The organism is Bacillus sp. BS1807G30 (assembly GCF_040047675.1).
In the GTDB taxonomy this organism is placed as follows: domain Bacteria; phylum Bacillota; class Bacilli; order Bacillales; family Bacillaceae; genus Bacillus; species Bacillus altitudinis.
This window is the reverse complement of the sequence record NZ_CP157353.1, coordinates 3,302,324-3,321,793: the sequence shown is the minus strand read 5'-3', so window position 1 is coordinate 3,321,793 and position 19,470 is coordinate 3,302,324. Positions and strand designations below refer to the sequence as shown.

The 19,470-nt window shown below is 41.7% G+C and carries 24 protein-coding genes; 23 read left to right on the top strand and 1 reads right to left on the bottom strand.

Translation table 11 applies throughout. From position 1 onward, the window contains the following. Positions 1-103: 103 nt before the first annotated feature. The 19 genes from ABG082_RS17125 to ABG082_RS17035 all read left to right on the top strand — a co-directional run bounded on the left by ABG082_RS17125 (position 104) and on the right by ABG082_RS17035 (position 15,000). On the top strand, positions 104-583 hold the full coding sequence (locus ABG082_RS17125) for a hypothetical protein (protein ID WP_017368211.1): 480 nt from the start codon (positions 104-106) through the stop codon (positions 581-583). A gap of 157 nt (positions 584-740) precedes the next feature. Further along, a complete protein-coding gene (gene spoIIR / locus ABG082_RS17120; RefSeq protein WP_007497652.1) occupies positions 741-1,391 on the top strand; it encodes a stage II sporulation protein R in 651 nt (216 codons plus the stop codon). 63 nt (positions 1,392-1,454) lie between these two features. Continuing rightward, positions 1,455-1,898 (top strand): general stress acyl- n-acyltransferase, encoded by a 444-nt coding sequence (locus ABG082_RS17115; protein WP_007497650.1) that lies wholly within the window; start codon positions 1,455-1,457, stop codon positions 1,896-1,898. 161 nt (positions 1,899-2,059) lie between these two features. Next, positions 2,060-3,112 (top strand): L-threonylcarbamoyladenylate synthase, encoded by a 1,053-nt coding sequence (locus tag ABG082_RS17110; RefSeq protein ID WP_210552236.1) that lies wholly within the window; start codon positions 2,060-2,062, stop codon positions 3,110-3,112. A 60-nt stretch (positions 3,113-3,172) separates the two neighbouring features. Continuing rightward, positions 3,173-3,727 (top strand): manganese efflux pump MntP family protein, encoded by a 555-nt coding sequence (locus tag ABG082_RS17105; RefSeq protein WP_348936301.1) that lies wholly within the window; start codon positions 3,173-3,175, stop codon positions 3,725-3,727. 63 nt (positions 3,728-3,790) lie between these two features. Then, a complete protein-coding gene (locus ABG082_RS17100) occupies positions 3,791-4,249 on the top strand; it encodes a low molecular weight protein arginine phosphatase (protein ID WP_017360042.1) in 459 nt (152 codons plus the stop codon). A 141-nt stretch (positions 4,250-4,390) separates the two neighbouring features. Continuing rightward, positions 4,391-4,840: a ribose 5-phosphate isomerase B gene (gene rpiB / locus ABG082_RS17095; protein ID WP_003214714.1), complete on the top strand. Its 450-nt coding sequence runs from the start codon at positions 4,391-4,393 to the stop codon at positions 4,838-4,840. A 12-nt stretch (positions 4,841-4,852) separates the two neighbouring features. After that, positions 4,853-5,392, top strand: coding sequence for a TIGR01440 family protein (locus ABG082_RS17090; protein WP_348936300.1), 540 nt, complete (start codon positions 4,853-4,855; stop codon positions 5,390-5,392). Positions 5,393-5,569: 177 nt separating this feature from the next. Beyond that, entirely contained in the window at positions 5,570-6,817 is a 1,248-nt protein-coding gene (gene glyA / locus ABG082_RS17085) for a serine hydroxymethyltransferase (RefSeq protein ID WP_026050167.1), read from the top strand. A gap of 147 nt (positions 6,818-6,964) precedes the next feature. After that, positions 6,965-7,594 (top strand): uracil phosphoribosyltransferase, encoded by a 630-nt coding sequence (upp, locus tag ABG082_RS17080; RefSeq protein WP_003214553.1) that lies wholly within the window; start codon positions 6,965-6,967, stop codon positions 7,592-7,594. A gap of 498 nt (positions 7,595-8,092) precedes the next feature. Beyond that, the gene (locus ABG082_RS17075) at positions 8,093-8,476 is read left to right on the top strand and encodes an ATP synthase subunit I (protein WP_007497639.1); all 384 of its coding nucleotides are present in this window, start codon (positions 8,093-8,095) and stop codon (positions 8,474-8,476) included. 7 nt (positions 8,477-8,483) lie between these two features. Further along, positions 8,484-9,218, top strand: coding sequence for a F0F1 ATP synthase subunit A (gene atpB, locus ABG082_RS17070; protein WP_007497637.1), 735 nt, complete (start codon positions 8,484-8,486; stop codon positions 9,216-9,218). A 48-nt stretch (positions 9,219-9,266) separates the two neighbouring features. Then, complete coding sequence (gene atpE, locus ABG082_RS17065) at positions 9,267-9,479, top strand: F0F1 ATP synthase subunit C (protein WP_003214968.1); 213 nt, start codon at positions 9,267-9,269, stop codon at positions 9,477-9,479. A 120-nt stretch (positions 9,480-9,599) separates the two neighbouring features. Further along, the gene (gene atpF / locus ABG082_RS17060; protein WP_007497634.1) at positions 9,600-10,112 is read left to right on the top strand and encodes a F0F1 ATP synthase subunit B; all 513 of its coding nucleotides are present in this window, start codon (positions 9,600-9,602) and stop codon (positions 10,110-10,112) included. After that, entirely contained in the window at positions 10,109-10,654 is a 546-nt protein-coding gene (locus tag ABG082_RS17055) for a F0F1 ATP synthase subunit delta (protein WP_007497632.1), read from the top strand. Before atpF ends, ABG082_RS17055 begins: the two co-directional genes overlap by 4 nt. Before the next feature lie 16 nt (positions 10,655-10,670). Next, positions 10,671-12,179 carry a F0F1 ATP synthase subunit alpha gene (gene atpA, locus ABG082_RS17050; RefSeq protein ID WP_035389793.1) on the top strand — a complete coding sequence of 503 codons (1,509 nt, stop codon included), beginning with the start codon at positions 10,671-10,673 and terminating at the stop codon, positions 12,177-12,179. Between the two features lie 88 nt (positions 12,180-12,267). Next, the gene (locus tag ABG082_RS17045; RefSeq protein ID WP_007497628.1) at positions 12,268-13,134 is read left to right on the top strand and encodes a F0F1 ATP synthase subunit gamma; all 867 of its coding nucleotides are present in this window, start codon (positions 12,268-12,270) and stop codon (positions 13,132-13,134) included. Between the two features lie 24 nt (positions 13,135-13,158). Continuing rightward, entirely contained in the window at positions 13,159-14,580 is a 1,422-nt protein-coding gene (atpD, locus tag ABG082_RS17040) for a F0F1 ATP synthase subunit beta (protein ID WP_008343395.1), read from the top strand. A gap of 24 nt (positions 14,581-14,604) precedes the next feature. Then, the gene (locus ABG082_RS17035) at positions 14,605-15,000 is read left to right on the top strand and encodes a F0F1 ATP synthase subunit epsilon (RefSeq protein WP_008343393.1); all 396 of its coding nucleotides are present in this window, start codon (positions 14,605-14,607) and stop codon (positions 14,998-15,000) included. Between the two features lie 41 nt (positions 15,001-15,041). Here ABG082_RS17035 and ABG082_RS17030 read toward each other — a convergent pair whose 3' ends face one another. Next, on the bottom strand, positions 15,042-15,518 hold the full coding sequence (locus tag ABG082_RS17030; protein ID WP_017360036.1) for a hypothetical protein: 477 nt from the start codon (positions 15,516-15,518) through the stop codon (positions 15,042-15,044). A gap of 170 nt (positions 15,519-15,688) precedes the next feature. Here ABG082_RS17030 and ABG082_RS17025 point away from each other — a divergent pair, with 170 nt between their 5' ends. The 4 genes from ABG082_RS17025 (at position 15,689) to spoIID (ending at position 19,400) form a co-directional block, all read left to right on the top strand. Continuing rightward, positions 15,689-15,919 (top strand): DUF1146 family protein, encoded by a 231-nt coding sequence (locus ABG082_RS17025; protein ID WP_008343389.1) that lies wholly within the window; start codon positions 15,689-15,691, stop codon positions 15,917-15,919. 128 nt (positions 15,920-16,047) lie between these two features. Then, a complete protein-coding gene (locus ABG082_RS17020; protein WP_008343385.1) occupies positions 16,048-16,782 on the top strand; it encodes a YwmB family TATA-box binding protein in 735 nt (244 codons plus the stop codon). Between the two features lie 32 nt (positions 16,783-16,814). Beyond that, positions 16,815-18,122: a UDP-N-acetylglucosamine 1-carboxyvinyltransferase gene (gene murA / locus ABG082_RS17015; RefSeq protein WP_007497616.1), complete on the top strand. Its 1,308-nt coding sequence runs from the start codon at positions 16,815-16,817 to the stop codon at positions 18,120-18,122. Positions 18,123-18,377: 255 nt separating this feature from the next. Further along, the gene (gene spoIID, locus ABG082_RS17010; RefSeq protein WP_348936299.1) at positions 18,378-19,400 is read left to right on the top strand and encodes a stage II sporulation protein D; all 1,023 of its coding nucleotides are present in this window, start codon (positions 18,378-18,380) and stop codon (positions 19,398-19,400) included. The last annotated feature ends 70 nt before the right edge of the window (positions 19,401-19,470 follow it).

Below are 19,470 nucleotides of genomic sequence, written 5' to 3'. Positions count from 1 at the left end.
ATGGTAAAAGGGAAACGTATATATAGAAGAATGAACATTCTGATCATGATTTTTTACATAAATTTGTTTTGAAGGAGCGAATGGTGTGAACAGAAGGTATGCGATGGTGTTGGTCATCGTCAGTGTACTATTGATTGTGAGTGCTTGCGGTAAACCGAGCTTTAAAAAAGAAGCAGCAGCATTTGGGGAAAACTATAAAAAAGCACAATACACAGTGAATCGAACGGATGACCTATCTGACATGAAGGAGAAGTTGAAGGATTATTTAACCGAGCATGAATATCAAGAATATACACAAGACAGCATGTTTCCAAGTGTATTAGAAGCAGCAAAAGATCAAGATTGTCAAATTAAACTGAAAAAAATTACGTTTACACCTTCAGATGAAAGCGATGACAGTATTGAATTTGACTATGAAATGATCATTCAATTTATTGACCATAAAGGAAAGGTCAAAAAGGAAATCGAGAAAAAAGGCGCAATGACAGTCATCAAAACAGATTCGGGTTTAAAAATCAGCCGAGATTGGGATGGGAGATTGTACCCTTCCGATTACCAATCCTCACTAAAAAGCCGTTCATAAGTTGAACGGCTTTTTGCGTGCAGGAGAAATGTTGATTCGCTCCTCTCATAAAGAGGCTGACCTCATAATCTATTAAAAAAATCATTTTTGCTGTTTACGAGATGCGTTTCCTGGACACAATGTTTGTAGCGAAGAGAAAAAGTGGGGGGAACACATCATGTTCAAAAGTAAAATGATGATTTGTCTTTATATGTTTCTATTATTATGTGGTGCTTTTGCAAACCTTGGAAAAGAGGAGACGGCTGCTGCATCTGCCAATCAGCCTGTTGTGATTCCAGATGAAGCCATTCGGTTACGCATTTTAGCCAATAGTGACCGGTCGGCAGATCAAGATGTGAAACGAAGTATTCGAGATGAGGTCAATGCCAATATAACGGAGTGGGTGAAAGATCTCACATCCATTGAAGAAGCCAGACGTGTGATTCGTTCAAAGCTTCCAGACATCAATCGTATCGCCAAAGCAAAATTAAAGGAACAACACATTGATCAATCCGTATCGGTCAGCTTTCAAAAAGCCTCATTTCCAACAAAGCTTTATGGTAACTTTGTTTATCCTGCTGGGAAATATGAAGCCATTTTGATTACGTTAGGGGAAGGAGACGGAGCCAATTGGTGGTGTGTGTTATTCCCACCTCTCTGCTTTATCGATTTTTCAAACGGAGAAGCGATCGCCTCACCAGAAGGAGATGATAAAGAGCAGGTAGCCGCAGAGCCATCAAATGAATCTGTCAATGAAGTGGTAAAAGAAGAAGAGACGGGTGAAGTGAAATTCTTTCTGTTCGAATGGGTCTCTAGTCTTTTCTCTTAAAAAAGGTCTAAATCTGTTTTTGCCTCATAGAGTTGAAGTAAGAGAACAAAAAGAGGTGAAAGCATGTATTATCAATTAAGAATAGCGACAGAAGAAGATGCCCCGGCCATTAATGCTTTTCTTGAAAAAGGCCAAGCAAAAGGCGGGGTGACGATTGCAGAGCGTACGTCATTTGTGGTCATGGAAGATGCAGACGGTGAGCTTGCAGGCTGTTTAGGTCTTGAACGACTAAATGAACAAGAAGGATTGCTAAGATCACTTGTGATATCAGATAAACTTGGTCAGGGGCACATCGTTTCTCTGTTCCAAAGTGTTCAAACGCTAGGGGAAAAACAAGGTGTGGACACCTTTTATGTTGTAGCCAATCACTCCTCCTCGCATGATTTTTTAGCGCTGATGGGCTTTACGCCTATAGAGGAAATCCCAGAAAGTGTGTGGGTATCTGCGCATGCAAAAGAGTCGTTGGGAAAAGAGCAGGCGGTTGTGCTGCAAAAAACAGCTAGTTAATCACAAAACACCGGACTTATTCACATACTTATCCACTGTAAAACAAGCGTTATCCACAAATTGTGGACAACGCTTGTTTTATTTAGCATCATCTTTTATACTTTCAAAAGGATAATTGAGATATATCAACAGTTTTATCTTTTTTAAAAGGAGTTTGTATGATGTTAAATACAAAAAGGTGGTCTGTGGATTTAAAAAAGGATTTATCCACATACTATCCACAAATTGAACAAGCAGCTCTGTTGTTGCGGAAAAATGAAGTGGTCGCTTTTCCGACAGAAACGGTTTATGGACTAGGGGCAAATGCAAAAGAGACAGAGGCTGTGAAAAAAATTTATGAAGCGAAAGGACGCCCAAGTGATAATCCGTTGATTGTTCACATTGCGGATGTTCAACAGCTTCATGAATTTGCGCAAATAGAAAATGAAAAAGTAACAGCGCTGATGGATGCTTTTTGGCCAGGCGCTCTCACCATTGTTCTACCTTGTAAGCCGGGCACATTATCAAAGCAGGTGACGGCAGGTTTATCTACAGTAGGCGTAAGAATGCCTGATCATCCTGTTGCGCTTGAACTCATCCGAGCAGCTGGTCTGCCAATTGCCGCACCAAGTGCCAACCGTTCGGGAAAACCGTCGCCGACACTTGCGGACCATGTCGCGAGTGATCTTGATGGGAGAATTGCTGGCATTGTCGATGGTGGTTCAACAGGTATTGGTGTGGAGTCAACGGTTGTATCCTGTATAGACGAGATTCCAGTGATCTTAAGGCCGGGCGGTATTACAAAAGAAGCGTTAGAAGAGGTCGTAGGAACAGTCAACATAGATCCAGGGCTGACGAAAAAGGATGAGGCGCCTGTATCGCCGGGAATGAAATACACACATTATGCACCTGAAGCACAAATGTATATATTTCATGGAAGTGATGAAGACATGCAGCTGCACATTCAGAAGTACCGAGCTGAAGGGCTAAAAGTAGGTGTGCTGACGACAGAAGAAAAGAAGGAATGGTTTGCGGCAGATGTTATCTTTAGCTGTGGATGGAGAGAAAAGCCTGAAACGGTTGCGGCAAACTTATATCGTGTGCTGAGACAATTTGATGAAACGGATGTAGACTTGATCATTTCAGAAGCCTTCTCAGAGCAGGGAGTTGGTTCTGCGATCATGAACCGTCTGCAAAAAGCGGCAGGAGGGCGTACCCTCTCTTCGTTCAAATAGTTCTAACCTCTCTTGGACAAACATAGGTTAAAGGAGAATGCGTGTCCAAGGGGGATTTACATGAATGAACTAGCTGGCGAATTGCTGACACTCAGTATCATGGCTTTTGCACTTGGAATGGATGCCTTTTCGGTGGGACTCGGCATGGGGATGATTCAGCTGAGATTCCGCCAGATCCTTTATATTGGACTTGTCATTGGGATATTTCATATGTTTATGCCTCTTTTTGGCATGCTGACAGGTCAGCTTTTATCTGGCTGGCTTGGGCTCCTAGCAACCTATATTGGCGGGGCGCTGCTTTTGGTGCTGGGTCTGCAAATGATCATCGCTTCTATCCGAAAAGAAGATAATCCATTTATCGCACCTGTTGGGGCCGGTCTCGTTCTTTTTGCAACAAGTGTGAGTTTAGATAGTTTTTCCGTTGGCTTAAGCCTGGGGATTTACGGTTCTCGGGTGTTGATGACCATTTTATTGTTTGGCTTTTTTAGTATGATGCTCACATGGCTTGGATTATTACTCGGTAAACAGGTTCGGTCATGGGTAGGTTCATACAGCGGTGCGCTTGGCGGGTTTATTTTACTAGCCTTTGGAATCAAATTATTATTTCCGCTCTAGCCAGTCTCCTTACATAACATGTAGAATGAAATGCTATATAATAGAAGAAAAGGAGGTCGAAAGATGAATATCTTATTTGTTTGTACGGGAAATACTTGCAGAAGTCCGATGGCTCAAGCCCTTTTTTCCTCCATTGCAGATGAAAAAGGCTTACAGGTCACTGTAAAATCAGCGGGCATCTTCGCCTCTGATGCAGGGAAGGCTTCTCCTCAAGCAGTCGAAGCATTATTTGAGAAAAGCATTCCACTGAATCACTCATCATCTAAACTAACAGAAGAACTTCTTCATGAAGCAGATTATGTCTTCACCATGACGATTCAGCATAAGCAGTTGATTGTGGAGCAATATGCTCATGTGAAAGACAAGGTCTTCACTCTAAAAGAATTTGCGACAGGATCAGAAGGTGACGTGTCGGATCCATTTGGAGGGAGTCTCTCCATTTATCAGGAGACACGAGATGAACTAGAAACGCTATTGTATCAACTTGCTAAAAAGCTTAAACAGGATCACAAATCCTCATAAATGGACAACCTGTAAAACCGTTGCGCAAACGGTTTTTCTGCTTTTGTTTGCAAATGACTAGGCAGAGGTTAAAATATAACTGTAAATAAAGAATGAATGTAAGACATGACAGATCAACTCACCCTTAGGAGGAATTGCCCGATGAAAGTAGCCATTGCATCCGATCACGGCGGAACGAATATTCGTGAAGAAATCAAACAATTAATGGATGAATTAAAGATTGAATACATTGATATGGGTTGTGAATGTGGATCAGGTTCTGTAGACTACCCAGACTATGCTTTTCCTGTAGCCAACATGGTGGCAAACGGAGAAGTCGATCGTGGCATTTTGATTTGCGGGACAGGTATTGGTATGAGCATTTCAGCAAACAAAGTGAAAGGCATCCGCTGTGCACTGGCGCATGATACATTCAGTGCAAAGGCGACGAGAGAACATAATGATACAAATGTTCTTGCGATGGGAGAACGAGTCATTGGACCAGGATTGGCAAGAGAGATTGCTCACATTTGGCTGACAACAGAATTTACTGCAGGACGTCATGCTGTGCGGATTGGTAAAATCGCTGATTACGAAGAAAAGCACCTGTAAGGAGCGCTTAACATGAACATTGGTCAAGATTGGCTTGAGATGTTAAAAGAGTTTCATCAAAGAGTTGAACTGCGAGCCGGCCACATTTTAGTGATTGGCTGCAGTACGTCAGAAGTGGCTGGCGAGCACATTGGGACAGCGGGAAGTGAGCAAATTGCTGAAGCTATTTATCAAGAGCTCGATCAACTGAGGCGCGAGATAGGAATTGAATTGGCCTTCCAATGCTGCGAGCATTTGAATCGTGCCCTCGTTGTGGAAGAAGAGGTGGCTTACCGGCTTAACTTAGAGATTGTAGCGGCAGTACCTGTCCGTAAGGCGGGTGGTTCTATGGCGGCTCATGCGTATCAGCAAATGGAACACCCTGTGCTGGTTGAATCCATTTCAGCACATGCAGGTATTGATATCGGTGATACATTCATCGGCATGCACTTAAAGCGGGTAGCCGTACCGGTCCGTCTCAGCCGTCATCAATTAGGACAAGCACATGTGACGTTTGCAAAAACTCGTCCAAAGCTGATTGGTGGAGAACGAGCCGTTTATACAAGATCATAGTTCGGATATATTTCTAATATAATGTTGAATGATGAAGACGCTTCACCCCTTGAATATTCGGGTTTTCATAAAAAAGAAGTCGATTTTCCAAAAAAAACTTTTACATTTTACTCAAAAACCGTGTACAATGAGATGGTGAAAACATCGAATGGAAATAGATTGGAGAGGATTTCGCTGATGAAACATTTACCTGAGCAAGACGCACAAGTATTCAAAGCAATTCAACTAGAGCGGAAACGCCAGCAGGACAAAATCGAATTAATTGCATCAGAAAACTTCGTAAGCGAAGCAGTCATGGAAGCGCAGGGCTCTGTCTTAACAAACAAATATGCAGAAGGTTACCCTGGTAAACGCTACTATGGCGGCTGTGAACATGTAGACGTTGTAGAAGATATCGCACGTGACCGCGCAAAAGAAATTTTTGGCGCTGAGTATGTGAACGTACAGCCTCACTCAGGTGCTCAAGCGAATATGGCCGTATACTTTACAATCCTTGAGCATGGCGATACAGTGCTAGGCATGAACTTATCACATGGCGGGCATTTAACACATGGAAGCCCTGTAAACTTTAGCGGCGTACAGTACAACTTTGTAGAATACGGTGTAGATAAAGAAACACAGCATATCGACTACCAAGATGTACTTGAAAAAGCACGTGAGCATAAGCCGAAACTAATCGTAGCGGGGGCAAGTGCTTACCCACGTCAAATTGATTTCAAAAAGTTCCGTGAAATTGCCGATGAAGTCGGTGCTTACTTTATGGTGGACATGGCTCACATCGCGGGTCTTGTTGCAGCAGGTCTTCATCCAAATCCAGTTCCTTACGCTGATTTTGTGACAACGACAACTCACAAAACATTACGCGGACCTCGCGGCGGAATGATTCTATGCCGTGAAGAGTTTGGTAAAAAGATCGACAAATCGATCTTCCCTGGTATTCAAGGTGGACCACTCATGCATGTGATCTCTGCAAAAGCTGTTTCTTTCGGTGAAGTATTGAACGGAGATTTCAAAACATATGCACAAAACGTGATTGATAACGCAAAACAACTAGCTGAAACACTTTTATCTGAGGATATTCAGCTTGTATCTGGTGGAACAGACAACCATCTTGTTCTCATCGACTTGCGCTCTCTTGGCATTACAGGAAAAATTGCAGAAAACGTTCTTGATGAAATTGGTATCACAGTGAACAAAAATGCGATTCCTTATGATCCAGAGAAACCATTTGTTACAAGTGGTGTACGTGTAGGTACAGCAGCAGTGACAAGCCGAGGCTTCGATCAAGAAGCGATGAAAGAAGTCGGTTCCATTATTGCGCTTGCTCTGAAACATCATGAAGATGAAGCGAAATTAGAAGAGGCGAAAAAGCGTGTATCTGATCTGACAGCTCGTTTCCCTCTATATCATGAATTAGATTATTAAAATGCAGACCCATTTGCCTATTTTTGGCATGTGGGTTTTTTTTGTAGGATTTGCGAATCATATTGAAAGATGATGTCTTTTTATGTAGAATTGTAGGAAGTGTGCAAAGTTCACCGGAAGATGACAGAAAAGGAGTTGTAGCAAGCAATGGCAAAGGTTTATGTATTTGATCACCCGCTTATTCAGCACAAACTTACATATATTCGTGACGTTCATACAGGAACAAAAGAATTTAGAGAGCTAGTGGATGAAGTCGCAACATTAATGGCATTTGAAATCACAAGAGACTTACCGCTTGAAGAGGTAGATGTAGAAACACCTGTACAAGTCGCTAAATCAAACGTGATCTCAGGTAAAAAACTCGGAGTTGTGCCGATTTTAAGAGCAGGTCTTGGAATGGTAGACGGGATTTTGAAACTCATTCCAGCTGCCAAAGTGGGACATGTCGGTTTATACCGTGATCCGAAGACATTAAAGCCTGTTGAATATTATGTGAAGCTTCCATCTGATGTGGAAGAGCGTGAATTTATCGTAGTAGACCCAATGCTTGCAACGGGCGGATCAGCAGTAGAAGCATTAAACAGCTTGAAAAAACGCGGTGCGAAAAACATCCGCTTCATGTGTCTGATTGCTGCGCCAGAAGGTGTAGAAGAAATGCAAAAACATCATCCAGATGTTGATATCTACATTGCAGCATTAGATGAGAAGTTAAACGAAAAAGGTTACATCATCCCAGGTCTTGGTGATGCTGGTGACCGTATGTATGGAACAAAATAAGAATGATTCATGAAAAGCCCACATGCAAACGTGCATGTGGGCTTTTTTGAAAAATATGACAAACGGTTGATATCGTTCTTAGAAAAATCAATGTATACTGAACATTAGCAGTTTTTTTGAATGAATGTCACATCTCTCCTAAAGTTTGATGAAATTGTGAACATTTTGTGTGCTCTCTCATTATAGAAAAGTTTTTTAACTTTCAACGGATTGACACATCATAGACGCTATTGTATGCTAAACGAGGGTATTATGGTAAGGTTTTCATAGCCTATAGCACTCTACTAATCCTCATTGTGAACCCTTTAATAATCAGGGTTTGTATCAGCGAATGAAGCAGAATCCCATAGATCTAAAGATTTCAAGTCTGATTGCACAATTAGACCGATGGGTGATTGATTTTTTTCAAACAGGACGGCTTATCATAAGCGTCTTCTACGCAGTTTTCATCACCATTTATCACCTTTTTTACAATATTTTTCATCGGGAGTCAGATGAATGAACGATCCAAACGTCATTTTCCGCAGACAGAGTAAATATATGTTCTATTTATTGGCAATTTTTGTGTTTGGCTATGCCATGCCTGGTTTTAAACCACTGTTTCTTGGTTTCATTATCGGCACAATTTTTGCTTTCTTTAATTTATTCCTGCTTATTCGGAGAATGCATGCTTTTGATCGAGCAGTTAAAAAAGGAAAATCTATTCGTTCAATGGGAAGTACAGCCAGGTGGGCCAACGCAATTCTCGCAGTAGCGATTGCTTGGCGTTACCCTAACGAAGTTCATCTGGCAGGTGTTGTTATAGGATTAATGACAATATATCCTGTCATTATGATAGATTCCTTCATTCAACTTAAACGTTCTACTATGGAAGAGAGGTGAATACTCTTTGGGTCACAGTTCAAAAACTACAGAATTTTTAGGGTTAACGTTCAACTTATCCAATGTTCTCATGATTACGATTGCTAGTATCATCGTTCTTCTCATAGCGGTGCTGACTACTCGTGTTCTGGCTATTCGTCCGACAAAGGCGCAGAACTTCATGGAATGGATTGTTGATTTTGTTCGAAATATCATAGGTAGTTCGATGGACATGAAAACAGGAGCCCCATTTCTAGCGCTTGGCGTTACATTACTCATGTACATATTTGTTTCAAACATGCTTGGACTGCCATTCTCGATTACGGTCGATCACAACTTATGGTGGAAATCACCAACTGCTGATCCTGCAATCACAATGACACTAGCGGTTATGGTCATGGGATTGACACACTACTATGGTGTTAAAGCAAAAGGAGTCAAGGAATATACAAAAGACTACTTTAGACCAATCCCACTTTTAGTACCGCTGAAAATTATTGAAGAATTTGCAAACACATTAACACTTGGTTTGCGTCTTTATGGAAATATTTTCGCTGGAGAGATTCTTCTTGGTTTACTTGCAGGACTTGCGACTAATTTCTATTCGCAAAACCTTGCACTAGGTATCATTGGTACATTAGGTGCCATCGTGCCGATGATTGTATGGCAGGCATTCAGTTTGTTTGTCGGTACCATCCAGGCATTTATCTTCACCATGCTGACAATGGTGTATATCTCCCATAAAGTCAGCGACGAACACTAAAAAATTGAGAGTCCAAAAAGGACGTTATTTTAAAGGAGGAGCTTTTTAATGAATTTAATAGCAGCAGCAATTGCAATCGGTTTAGGAGCACTAGGAGCAGGTATTGGTAACGGTCTAATCGTATCTAAAACAGTTGAAGGAATCGCTCGTCAGCCAGAAGCTGGTAGAGAACTAAGAACACTTATGTTCATCGGGGTAGCTTTAGTTGAGGCACTTCCAATTATCGCTGTCGTTATCGCATTCTTGGCATTCTTTGGTTAATATGTGAGAAGCGTTCTAATATGAATTTTAATGGCGAAGATCAGATTAGTTCGAAACTTCGCCATTCCTTTATGTTTTGTTTCTTAACATATTATTTAAAGAAGGGAGTTGCCGTACTAAATGTCTCAGTTACCAGTAGTTTTAGGAGCAGGTCTAAACACCGGAGATATCATATTCCAGCTGATCGCTATGCTCATCCTGCTTGCACTTTTAAAGAAATTTGCGCTTAAGCCTTTATTAGGGATTATGAAACAGCGTGAAGATTATATAGGAAATGAAATTTCAAGTGCTGAAGAAAAGCACGTTCAAGCTGAAAAGCTTCTTGAAGAACAACGTGTCTTATTGAAAGAAGCACGCGAAGAATCACATACACTCATCGAAAATGCGAAAAAGATTGGTGAGAAACAAAAAGAAGATATCATTCAAGCAGCGCGTCAAGAATCAGAGCGCTTGAAAGAGTCTGCTAGAACTGAAATCGTGAAAGAAAAAGAACAAGCTGTGGCTGCACTGCGTGAGCAAGTTGCATCACTATCTGTATTAATTGCTTCTAAAGTGATTGAAAAAGAACTTGATGAGCAAGCACAAGAGAAATTGATCCAAGAGTATCTTAAAGAGGCAGGCGAAAGCCGATGAGCGTGACTATTGTCTCTAAGCGTTACGCTTCTGCTCTTTTTGACATCGTTCTTGCTTCTTCGGCAGTAGACGAAACTGAAAAAGAGCTGAATGAGATCAAAAAAGTTCTGAAGGCTGACCAAGAATTAAATGACTTTCTTGTTCATCCGAAGATTACGGCAGACAAAAAGAAACATCTGATTGCAGAAGCTTTCAAAGGTGTTTCGACATATGTTTTGCACACAATGTATTTACTGATTGACCGCGGGCGCACGAATATTTTTCCTGAAATGGCGTCTGAGTTTGTGAAACTTGCAAACCGTACGAAACAAATAGACGATGCGATCGTGTATTCAGTTAAACCGCTCAGCGGAGCTGAAATTCAATCTTTATCTGAAGTATTTGCCAAAAAAGCCGGAGTCACATCACTGCGTGTAGAAAACGTGATTGACAAGGATCTAATAGGCGGAGTGAAAATCCGTATCGGAAACCGCATTTATGACGGCAGTGTCAGCGGAAAGCTTTCCCGCATTGAACGTCAGCTTGCAGGCGAAAATCGTTAGAAGGGGTGAAACCTTAGTGAGTATCAAAGCTGAAGAGATTAGCGCGCTGATAAAGCAGCAAATCCAAAACTATCAATCTGAAATTGAAGTAAAAGATGTCGGTACAGTCATTCAAGTAGGGGACGGTATCGCGCGTGTACATGGCCTTGACAACATTATGGCAGGAGAGCTTGTTGAGTTCTCTAACGGTGTAATGGGTATGGCTCAAAACCTTGAGGAGTCTAACGTAGGTATCGTAATCTTAGGACCTTACAAAGATATCCGTGAAGGTGACGACGTAAAACGTACAGGTCGTATCATGGAGGTTCCAGTAGGAGAAGAGTTAATCGGACGTATTGTGAACCCACTTGGTCAGCCTGTTGATGGACTAGGTCCAATTTTAACAAGCAAAACACGTCCAATCGAAAGTGAAGCACCAGGCGTTATGGATCGTAAATCGGTACATGAGCCGCTTCAAACGGGAATTAAAGCAATTGATGCCTTGATTCCAATCGGACGCGGACAGCGTGAATTGATCATTGGGGACCGTCAAACAGGTAAAACATCTGTTGCAATTGATACGATCCTTAACCAAAAAGATCAAGACATGATCTGTATCTATGTAGCGATCGGACAAAAAGAATCAACTGTTCGTGGTGTTGTTGAAACACTTCGTAAGCATGGTGCGCTTGACTACACAATCGTTGTCACAGCTTCTGCATCACAGCCAGCTCCACTTCTTTACCTTGCTCCTTATGCAGGTGTAACGATGGGTGAGGAATTCATGTATAACGGCAAGCATGTGCTTGTTGTGTATGATGACCTTTCTAAACAAGCGGCAGCTTACCGTGAGCTTTCATTATTGCTTCGTCGTCCTCCAGGCCGTGAAGCATTCCCTGGTGATGTTTTCTATCTTCACTCTCGTTTATTAGAGCGTGCAGCGAAGCTTAGTGATGAAAAGGGTGGCGGTTCTATCACAGCATTGCCTTTCGTAGAAACGCAAGCTGGTGATATCTCTGCATATATCCCAACAAACGTTATCTCAATCACAGATGGACAGATCTTCTTACAATCTGATCTCTTCTTCTCAGGCGTACGTCCAGCGGTAAACGCAGGATTGTCTGTATCTCGTGTAGGTGGTTCTGCACAAATCAAAGCGATGAAAAAGGTAGCAGGTACACTTCGTCTGGATCTTGCTTCTTATCGTGAGCTTGAAGCATTCGCTCAGTTTGGATCTGATCTAGACCAAGCGACTCAAGCCAAATTAAACCGTGGTGCTAGAACAGTTGAAGTCTTAAAACAAGACTTGAACAAACCGCTGAAAGTTGAAAAACAAGTAGCGATTCTTTATGCACTGACAAGAGGATACTTAGATGATGTAGCGATTGCTGATGTCAAACGCTTTGAAGCTGAGTTATTCATGTACATTGAAGAAAACCATAAAGACTTGTTTGACACAATCTCTCAAACAGGAAACATGCCTGCTGATGAAGAGTGGAAAACAGCGATCGAAGGCTTTAAACGTACGTTTGCACCAAGCAACTAATTAGTAATCTTTCCGAGAGAAAAAGATTCTCTTTTTCTCTCTTTTCACGTAAATGAACACGGATTCCTGAAAAAAGGTGGTGAAATCTTTGGCCTCATTACGCGATATTAAGTCAAGGATCACGTCAACAAAAAAATCGAGTCAGATCACAAAAGCGATGCAAATGGTATCAGCTGCGAAACTGAATCGTGCTGAAAATAATGCGAAGTCCTTTGTTCCTTACATGGAGAAAATCCAAGAAGTCGTTGCGGCAATCGCAACTGGAACAAGTGCTAAGCACCCAATGCTTCTTTCAAGACCTGTTAAGAAAACAGGGTATCTCGTCATTACATCTGATCGAGGACTTGCAGGACCTTTTAACAGCTCGATTTTACGTGCCGCTTACCAAGCCATTCAATCTCGTCATCAATCTGCTGATGAATATGCGGTGATTGTGATTGGTAAAATCGGACGCGACTTCTTCAAAAAGCGTGGTATTCCAGTTATTTCTGAAGTAACAGGGCTTGGAGACGAAGTAGCGTTTGCTGATATTAAAGAATTAGCAAGCAGTACAGTGCAAATGTTCTCTGATGAAGCGTTTGATGAGCTTTACATGTTCTATAACCATTTCGTCAGTGCCATTTCACAAGAAGTAACAGAGAAAAAATTATTGCCGCTAACGGACCTTTCGGCCGCAGCGACACCAAATAAACGTTCCGCATCTTATGAGTTTGAGCCTTCTGAAGAAGAAATTCTTGAAGTTCTCCTTCCTCAATATGCAGAGAGTTTGATTTTCGGTGCGCTTCTTGACAGCAAAGCAAGTGAACATGCTGCAAGGATGACAGCAATGAAGAGTGCAACAGACAACGCAAAAGAATTGATCGACAGCCTGACACTCTCTTACAACCGTGCTCGTCAAGCAGCGATTACACAAGAGATTACAGAAATTGTCGGCGGAGCAGCTGCCTTAGAATAGAAATAATTGTCAGGAGGGAATGCAATGAAAACAGGACGCATCAGTCAGATCATGGGACCAGTCGTAGACGTTCGTTTTGAAGACGGTCACTTGCCTGAGATTTATAATGCGATCAAAGTTTCGCATAAAGCGGAAAGCGAAAGTGAAGTTGATATCGACTTAACTTTAGAAGTAGCACTACATTTAGGTGATGATACAGTGAGAACCATCGCAATGGCATCAACAGACGGTGTGAAGCGCGGTATGGAAGCTGTAGACCTTGGAAAACCAATTTCAGTACCAGTTGGTAACGTAACACTTGGACGTGTATTCAACGTACTGGGAGATAACATTGACTTAGATGAGCCACTTGGTGTGGAAGCGCAAAGAGACCCAATCCACAGACAAGCGCCTTCTTTTGATCAACTTTCTACAGAAGTTGAAATTCTTGAAACAGGTATCAAAGTTGTTGACCTTCTTGCTCCTTACATCAAAGGTGGAAAGATCGGTCTATTCGGTGGAGCCGGTGTTGGTAAAACCGTTCTGATTCAAGAATTGATCAACAACATCGCACAAGAACACGGCGGTATTTCTGTATTCGCTGGTGTTGGAGAGCGTACACGTGAAGGAAATGACCTTTACTACGAAATGAAAGATTCTGGCGTTATCGAAAAAACAGCGATGGTCTTCGGCCAAATGAACGAGCCACCAGGTGCACGTATGCGTGTAGCTCTAACTGGTTTGACAATGGCAGAGCATTTCCGTGATGAACAAGGTCAAGACGTATTGTTCTTCATCGATAACATCTATCGTTTTACACAAGCAGGTTCTGAAGTATCAGCCCTTCTTGGACGTATGCCTTCAGCGGTAGGTTATCAGCCAACTCTTGCAACAGAAATGGGTCAGCTTCAAGAGCGTATCACGTCTACAAACGTAGGATCGGTTACATCGATTCAAGCGATCTATGTACCTGCGGATGACTATACAGATCCAGCTCCAGCTACAACGTTCGCTCACCTTGATGCAACGACAAACCTTGAGCGTAAGTTGACAGAGATGGGGATTTACCCAGCGGTAGATCCACTTGCTTCAACATCTCGTGCCCTTGCACCTGAGATTGTTGGCGAAGAGCATTATGCAATCGCGCGTGAAGTTCAGCAAACATTGCAGCGTTATAAAGAATTGCAAGATATCATTGCCATTTTAGGTATGGATGAATTATCTGAGGACGATAAGCTTGTGGTACACAGAGCTCGTCGTGTTCAATTCTTCCTATCTCAAAACTTCCACGTAGCAGAACAGTTTACTGGTCAAAAAGGTTCTTATGTGCCATTGCAAGAAACTGTTAAAGGCTTCAAGGAAATCTTATCTGGTAAATACGATCACCTTCCAGAAGATGCATTCCGCTTAGTCGGTCGCATTGAAGAAGTGGTTGAAAAAGCCAAAGAGATGGGTGTAGAGGCCTAATCTGGTCCTTAGGAGGGTAAAAGCATGAAGACCGTTCAAGTCAATATCGTTACTCCCGACGGCCCAGTGTATGAAGCGGATGTGGAAATGGTCAGTGTAAGAGCAGAAAGCGGTGAGCTTGGAATTTTAGCTGGCCACGTTCCAATGGTTGCTCCGCTAAAAATCGGTGCAGTTCGCTTAAAACATAGTGGATCAACTGAATTGGTTGCAGTAAGCGGTGGATTTGTTGAAGTTCGCCCCGAAAAAGTAACCATTCTTGCTCAGGCTGCTGAAACATCAGACAAAGTTGATGTCGATCGTGCAAAATCAGCGAAACAGCGTGCTGAAGAGCATTTGAACCACCCGAATGAAAGTGATGTACGCAGGGCGGAACTCGCATTAAAACGGGCATTAAACCGTTTAAATGTAGCAGGGAAATAAAACAGAAAATCCTTCTTATCATTGCGATAAGAAGGATTTTTTTAGGATGACATGAGAGATTGATACATCGACACATACGGATGAGATGCTTGCTTTTCTAGATATAACTGCTCGCAAAATTGCGTACTGCAATGCCATGTTTTATTGTTTCGGCGCAAGCCAAGGGTATATTGATGCGAAGAGTCCATATAAGGCCGCACGACCCAATCAGCATCTGAATGATGCTTGATGACAACCTCTCCCATGTACACACTCAACATCGCTTCCAATGCATCAATAGGCATTTTCCACTCAGCAAAAAGCTGCTGACGGAAGGCATCGAAGTATAATGACTCTAACTGATAAAGGCTTTCCTCTGAGTAATCCAAAGAAATGTTATGAAAATGACACAATTGTGCTAATTCTTCTAGCTGTGTCTGTCTATAATCAAAGTAGAAAGCAATGGCTTCCCATTCATGTTCAAATGAGGGAACCAGTTCTCCGTACAAATCAACAAAGTCAGGAAAAGAATCTTTCAAATATGATCAGCTCCTTCCACCGCAGTATATCATCTCCTTCGCATCAGAATAAGAGGGGATTCACTCTAAATGTAGCTCTTTTTTCCAAATGATTCATCTTTCCGATTTTGGAGGATATAATGAAAGGGAGTTTTCCTTTACAGAAATCAATAAAAGGAGGATTCAAGTGTATGGAAGACGTAGGACAACAAGCAATTGTCAGTATTGTGATCCACCTATTTTTTATCGCCATTACGTGGTGGGCATTGCTTGCGGTGAATATTGATCCACTGATTAAAAAAGGAAAAATTATTCAAGCTAGATTGCTCATGATGCTGCTCACGATTGCTATTGCATCGGCAGTCAGCAATTTCTTCCTTGATTATTTAAATTTCTCCAGACAAATCCCTTATATGTTTTAACATAAAAGGTTTGGTCACTGCCTTCTGCGGGAACGTAAAAAGAAGTGTCAAAAATATGGCCTTTGATGACTTTTCCACGTATGCATTGATCTCCTTGCGGCAACACTTGTAGCAAGGGGGAATGACAAGTGAGAAAGTATTTAAAAGGTTGGCCATTATTTGCATTTATTCTTTTTTTTGTTCTGATGATTCAAGGTGTTCGGGCGGAAGAAACATCCACGCTCGCCCAAATAGCAGAAGGTATGAAAAACCAGCAAATCGAAGTAAGTGGATGGACGCTTCATGCCAAAACAAATATAGACATTTCATCCGAACAATTTTCAAAAAAAGTGAAACGTTTGAAAGACGAACTACGACAGTATGAGTGGACCGAAAAAAAAGAGAAACATGTCACCAAAGTCACAGGAATTTACAAAGATGAAAAAAATGATACATTATCGAAAATTTTACTCGTGAAGACCGACACAAAATCAAACCAAAAGTCGTATTTATTATATGAGCAAAAAGGTGCTCGCCCACTGAATACCTGGGAGCATACATATGATCAGTTCGTACGTCATGCAAAAAGCATATTACAAGAAAAATTTGTGATTTTTACTTGTCTCGATGGTCATGTAAATGGTATGATGGATGTTGTTTTGCAAAAAAAAGCTGAAATGATAGCAAATGAATTTCAAGCAAAACCAGTTGAGTATCTCGTTGAGTCTAATTTTGTGTCGCTTTCCGCTTACACAGAGAAGTGGGAACAGTTCATTATGACTTCAAATGATAAAATGAATGTTCAAATTGCCATCAGAAGTTCGGAAATGAACGAAAATCATACGATTACGGTTGGCACACCAATCGTAACGACTGAATATTAATATAGAGAATTTGGGACGCGGAGGGGAAGACCTTGGAAAAAATCATCGTCCGCGGCGGTCAAAAGTTAAACGGCACAGTTAAAGTAGAAGGCGCAAAAAATGCCGTTTTACCAGTTATCGCTGCATCTTTGTTAGCAAGTACAGAAAAAAGCGTAATTTGTGATGTACCTACGCTCTCCGATGTATATACAATCAATGAAGTGTTACGTCATTTAGGAGCAGAAGTACATTTTGAAAATAACGAAGTATCAGTAGATGCATCTCATGCACTAGAAACTGAGGCTCCGTTTGAGTACGTCCGTAAAATGAGAGCATCTGTGCTCGTCATGGGACCACTTTTAGCTAGAACAGGTCATGCAAGAGTTGCATTACCTGGTGGTTGTGCGATTGGTTCAAGACCAATTGATCAGCATTTAAAAGGCTTTGAAGCAATGGGAGCTAAAATTCAAGTAGGTAATGGTTTCATCGAGGCTGAAGTAAATGGCCGTTTAAAAGGTGCAAAAATCTATTTGGATTTCCCAAGTGTAGGGGCAACTGAAAACATCATCATGGCAGCAGCATTGGCTGAAGGAACGACGATTTTAGAAAACGTAGCAAAAGAACCTGAAATTGTTGACTTGGCAAACTACATTAATGCCATGGGCGGTAAGGTTCGCGGGGCTGGAACTGGTACAATCAAAATCGAAGGTGTAGAAACACTTCACGGTGCAAAACACAACATCATCCCTGACCGAATTGAAGCTGGTACGTTTATGGTGGCAGCAGCCATTACTGAAGGAAATGTTCTTGTAAAAGGCGCTGTGCCTGAGCACATGACTTCACTTGTGGCAAAAATGGAAGAAATGGGTATTCAGATCATTGAAGAAGAAGAAGGTTTAAGAGTCATTGGACCATCTGAGCTCAAGCCAATCGATCTAAAAACAATGCCGCATCCTGGGTTCCCAACGGATATGCAATCTCAGATGATGGCGCTATTGCTTCGTGCGAACGGAACAAGCATGATCACAGAAACTGTGTTTGAAAATCGTTTTATGCATGCTGAAGAATTCCGCCGCATGAATGGCGATATTAAAATTGAGGGTCGCTCTGTGATTATCAATGGACCTGTTCAACTTCAAGGTGCTGAAGTGGCAGCGACTGATTTAAGAGCAGGAGCAGCACTTGTACTTGCTGGATTAGTGGCAGAAGGTCATACACGTGTCACTGAATTGAAGCATATTGATCGTGGATATGTGAACTTCCACCAAAAACTAGCAGCAATCGGTGCAGATATTGAAAGAGTAAATGATGAATCAGCAGATGTGACACAAGAACAAGTTGTATCAGATCTGAACGCGTAATGATAAAAGAAATCAGTGTGTCCATTTGGGCATGCTGATTTTTTTTAGAATCATAGACTGGTTGCATTTTCAAAAGCTTATCATTAGTGTATCCAATCATTTTAAATTTTATTCATAAAGACGAACAGTCAATCAAATGATGAAGAGCACAAACATATCATCAAAAGACTTGTCCAATGAATGAAAGAAGCTGTCATATTAGCTTGTCCTTGCCCATAGGATAAAAGAGATTCAATGACAAATGGGGGCAGCCAAATGAAACCAATGATATGGACAATCACAGGAATTTGCATCATCATTTTAATGATTCCAACCTTACTCGTGTTGCCGACGTTCCAAGGAAAACCAGCGGCCAGCCAACACGTAGCAGCAGAACCATCAGTTAAAAAAGAAGTGAAAGGTTCAGTCAAATTGAAACAATCACCCGTCTCCATTCCCGTCTACCGTTCAGCGCATCAGCAGGTAGAAAACATCCCCTTAGAAGAGTATGTGATCGGTGTCGTCGCTTCTGAAATGCCAGCCGATTTTGAAATTGAGGCGCTCAAGGCACAGGCACTCGCCGCTAGAACGTATATCGTCAGACAAATGATCATTGATAAAACCGTCAAATCTCCACAAGGTTCTCTTGTAGATGACACTCAAATGTTCCAAGTGTACAAAAATAAACAGGAACTGAAGAAAATTTGGGGAAAAGCGTACAATTGGAAATTAAAAAAGGTCACAGAAGCTGTCGCCAGTACACAAGGGAAAGTACTGACGTATGACGAAAAACCAATTGATGCTTCCTTCTTTTCAACAAGTAATGGGAAAACCGAAAATGCAGAAGCTTATTGGAAAAATGAAATCCCTTATTTGAAAAGCGTCTCAAGCAAATGGGACGAAAAATCACCCAAATTCCAAAACAAGAAAACCATCACAGTGAGCGAATTTCAGCAAAAACTGGGTGTGACCCTTGGCCAACAGCAGGTGGGAGAAATTGTAGAACGTACACCAGGCAATCAAGTAGCCAAAGCCGTCATTAACGGAAAAACATTGTCGGGTAGAGACATTCGCGAATCACTAGGATTGCACTCTGCGGACTTTACATGGGAACGAAAGGGTCAGCAAATCGTAATTACGACAAAAGGGTATGGCCATGGTGTGGGCATGAGTCAGTATGGTGCACATTATATGGCACAGTCAGGTAAAAAAGTAGAGGCGATCGTGAAACATTATTATCAAGGGATAAAAATTGAATCAGCTGATCGCTTTCTGAACACATATATGGCTAAGAAATAAAAGCAAAGATGCCTCAAAATGGGGGCATCTTTTTTTATGTGTGAAGAGGTTTGAACAGAATGTGACAAAT

Coding starts and splice junctions, on each gene's coding strand:
- ABG082_RS17105 (WP_348936301.1), top strand. CDS start 3,173: ATGAATGAACTAGCTGGCGAATTGCTGACACTCAGTATCATGGCTTTT.
- rpiB (WP_003214714.1), top strand. CDS start 4,391: ATGAAAGTAGCCATTGCATCCGATCACGGCGGAACGAATATTCGTGAA.
- ABG082_RS17110 (WP_210552236.1), top strand. CDS start 2,060: ATGTTAAATACAAAAAGGTGGTCTGTGGATTTAAAAAAGGATTTATCC.
- ABG082_RS17100 (WP_017360042.1), top strand. CDS start 3,791: ATGAATATCTTATTTGTTTGTACGGGAAATACTTGCAGAAGTCCGATG.
- ABG082_RS17125 (WP_017368211.1), top strand. CDS start 104: ATGGTGTTGGTCATCGTCAGTGTACTATTGATTGTGAGTGCTTGCGGT.
- ABG082_RS17115 (WP_007497650.1), top strand. CDS start 1,455: ATGTATTATCAATTAAGAATAGCGACAGAAGAAGATGCCCCGGCCATT.
- ABG082_RS17035 (WP_008343393.1), top strand. CDS start 14,605: ATGAAGACCGTTCAAGTCAATATCGTTACTCCCGACGGCCCAGTGTAT.
- ABG082_RS17055 (WP_007497632.1), top strand. CDS start 10,109: ATGAGCGTGACTATTGTCTCTAAGCGTTACGCTTCTGCTCTTTTTGAC.
- spoIID (WP_348936299.1), top strand. CDS start 18,378: ATGAAACCAATGATATGGACAATCACAGGAATTTGCATCATCATTTTA.
- glyA (WP_026050167.1), top strand. CDS start 5,570: ATGAAACATTTACCTGAGCAAGACGCACAAGTATTCAAAGCAATTCAA.
- spoIIR (WP_007497652.1), top strand. CDS start 741: ATGTTCAAAAGTAAAATGATGATTTGTCTTTATATGTTTCTATTATTA.
- atpE (WP_003214968.1), top strand. CDS start 9,267: ATGAATTTAATAGCAGCAGCAATTGCAATCGGTTTAGGAGCACTAGGA.
- ABG082_RS17025 (WP_008343389.1), top strand. CDS start 15,689: ATGGAAGACGTAGGACAACAAGCAATTGTCAGTATTGTGATCCACCTA.
- upp (WP_003214553.1), top strand. CDS start 6,965: ATGGCAAAGGTTTATGTATTTGATCACCCGCTTATTCAGCACAAACTT.
- ABG082_RS17075 (WP_007497639.1), top strand. CDS start 8,093: ATGAACGATCCAAACGTCATTTTCCGCAGACAGAGTAAATATATGTTC.
- atpD (WP_008343395.1), top strand. CDS start 13,159: ATGAAAACAGGACGCATCAGTCAGATCATGGGACCAGTCGTAGACGTT.
- ABG082_RS17090 (WP_348936300.1), top strand. CDS start 4,853: ATGAACATTGGTCAAGATTGGCTTGAGATGTTAAAAGAGTTTCATCAA.
- atpF (WP_007497634.1), top strand. CDS start 9,600: ATGTCTCAGTTACCAGTAGTTTTAGGAGCAGGTCTAAACACCGGAGAT.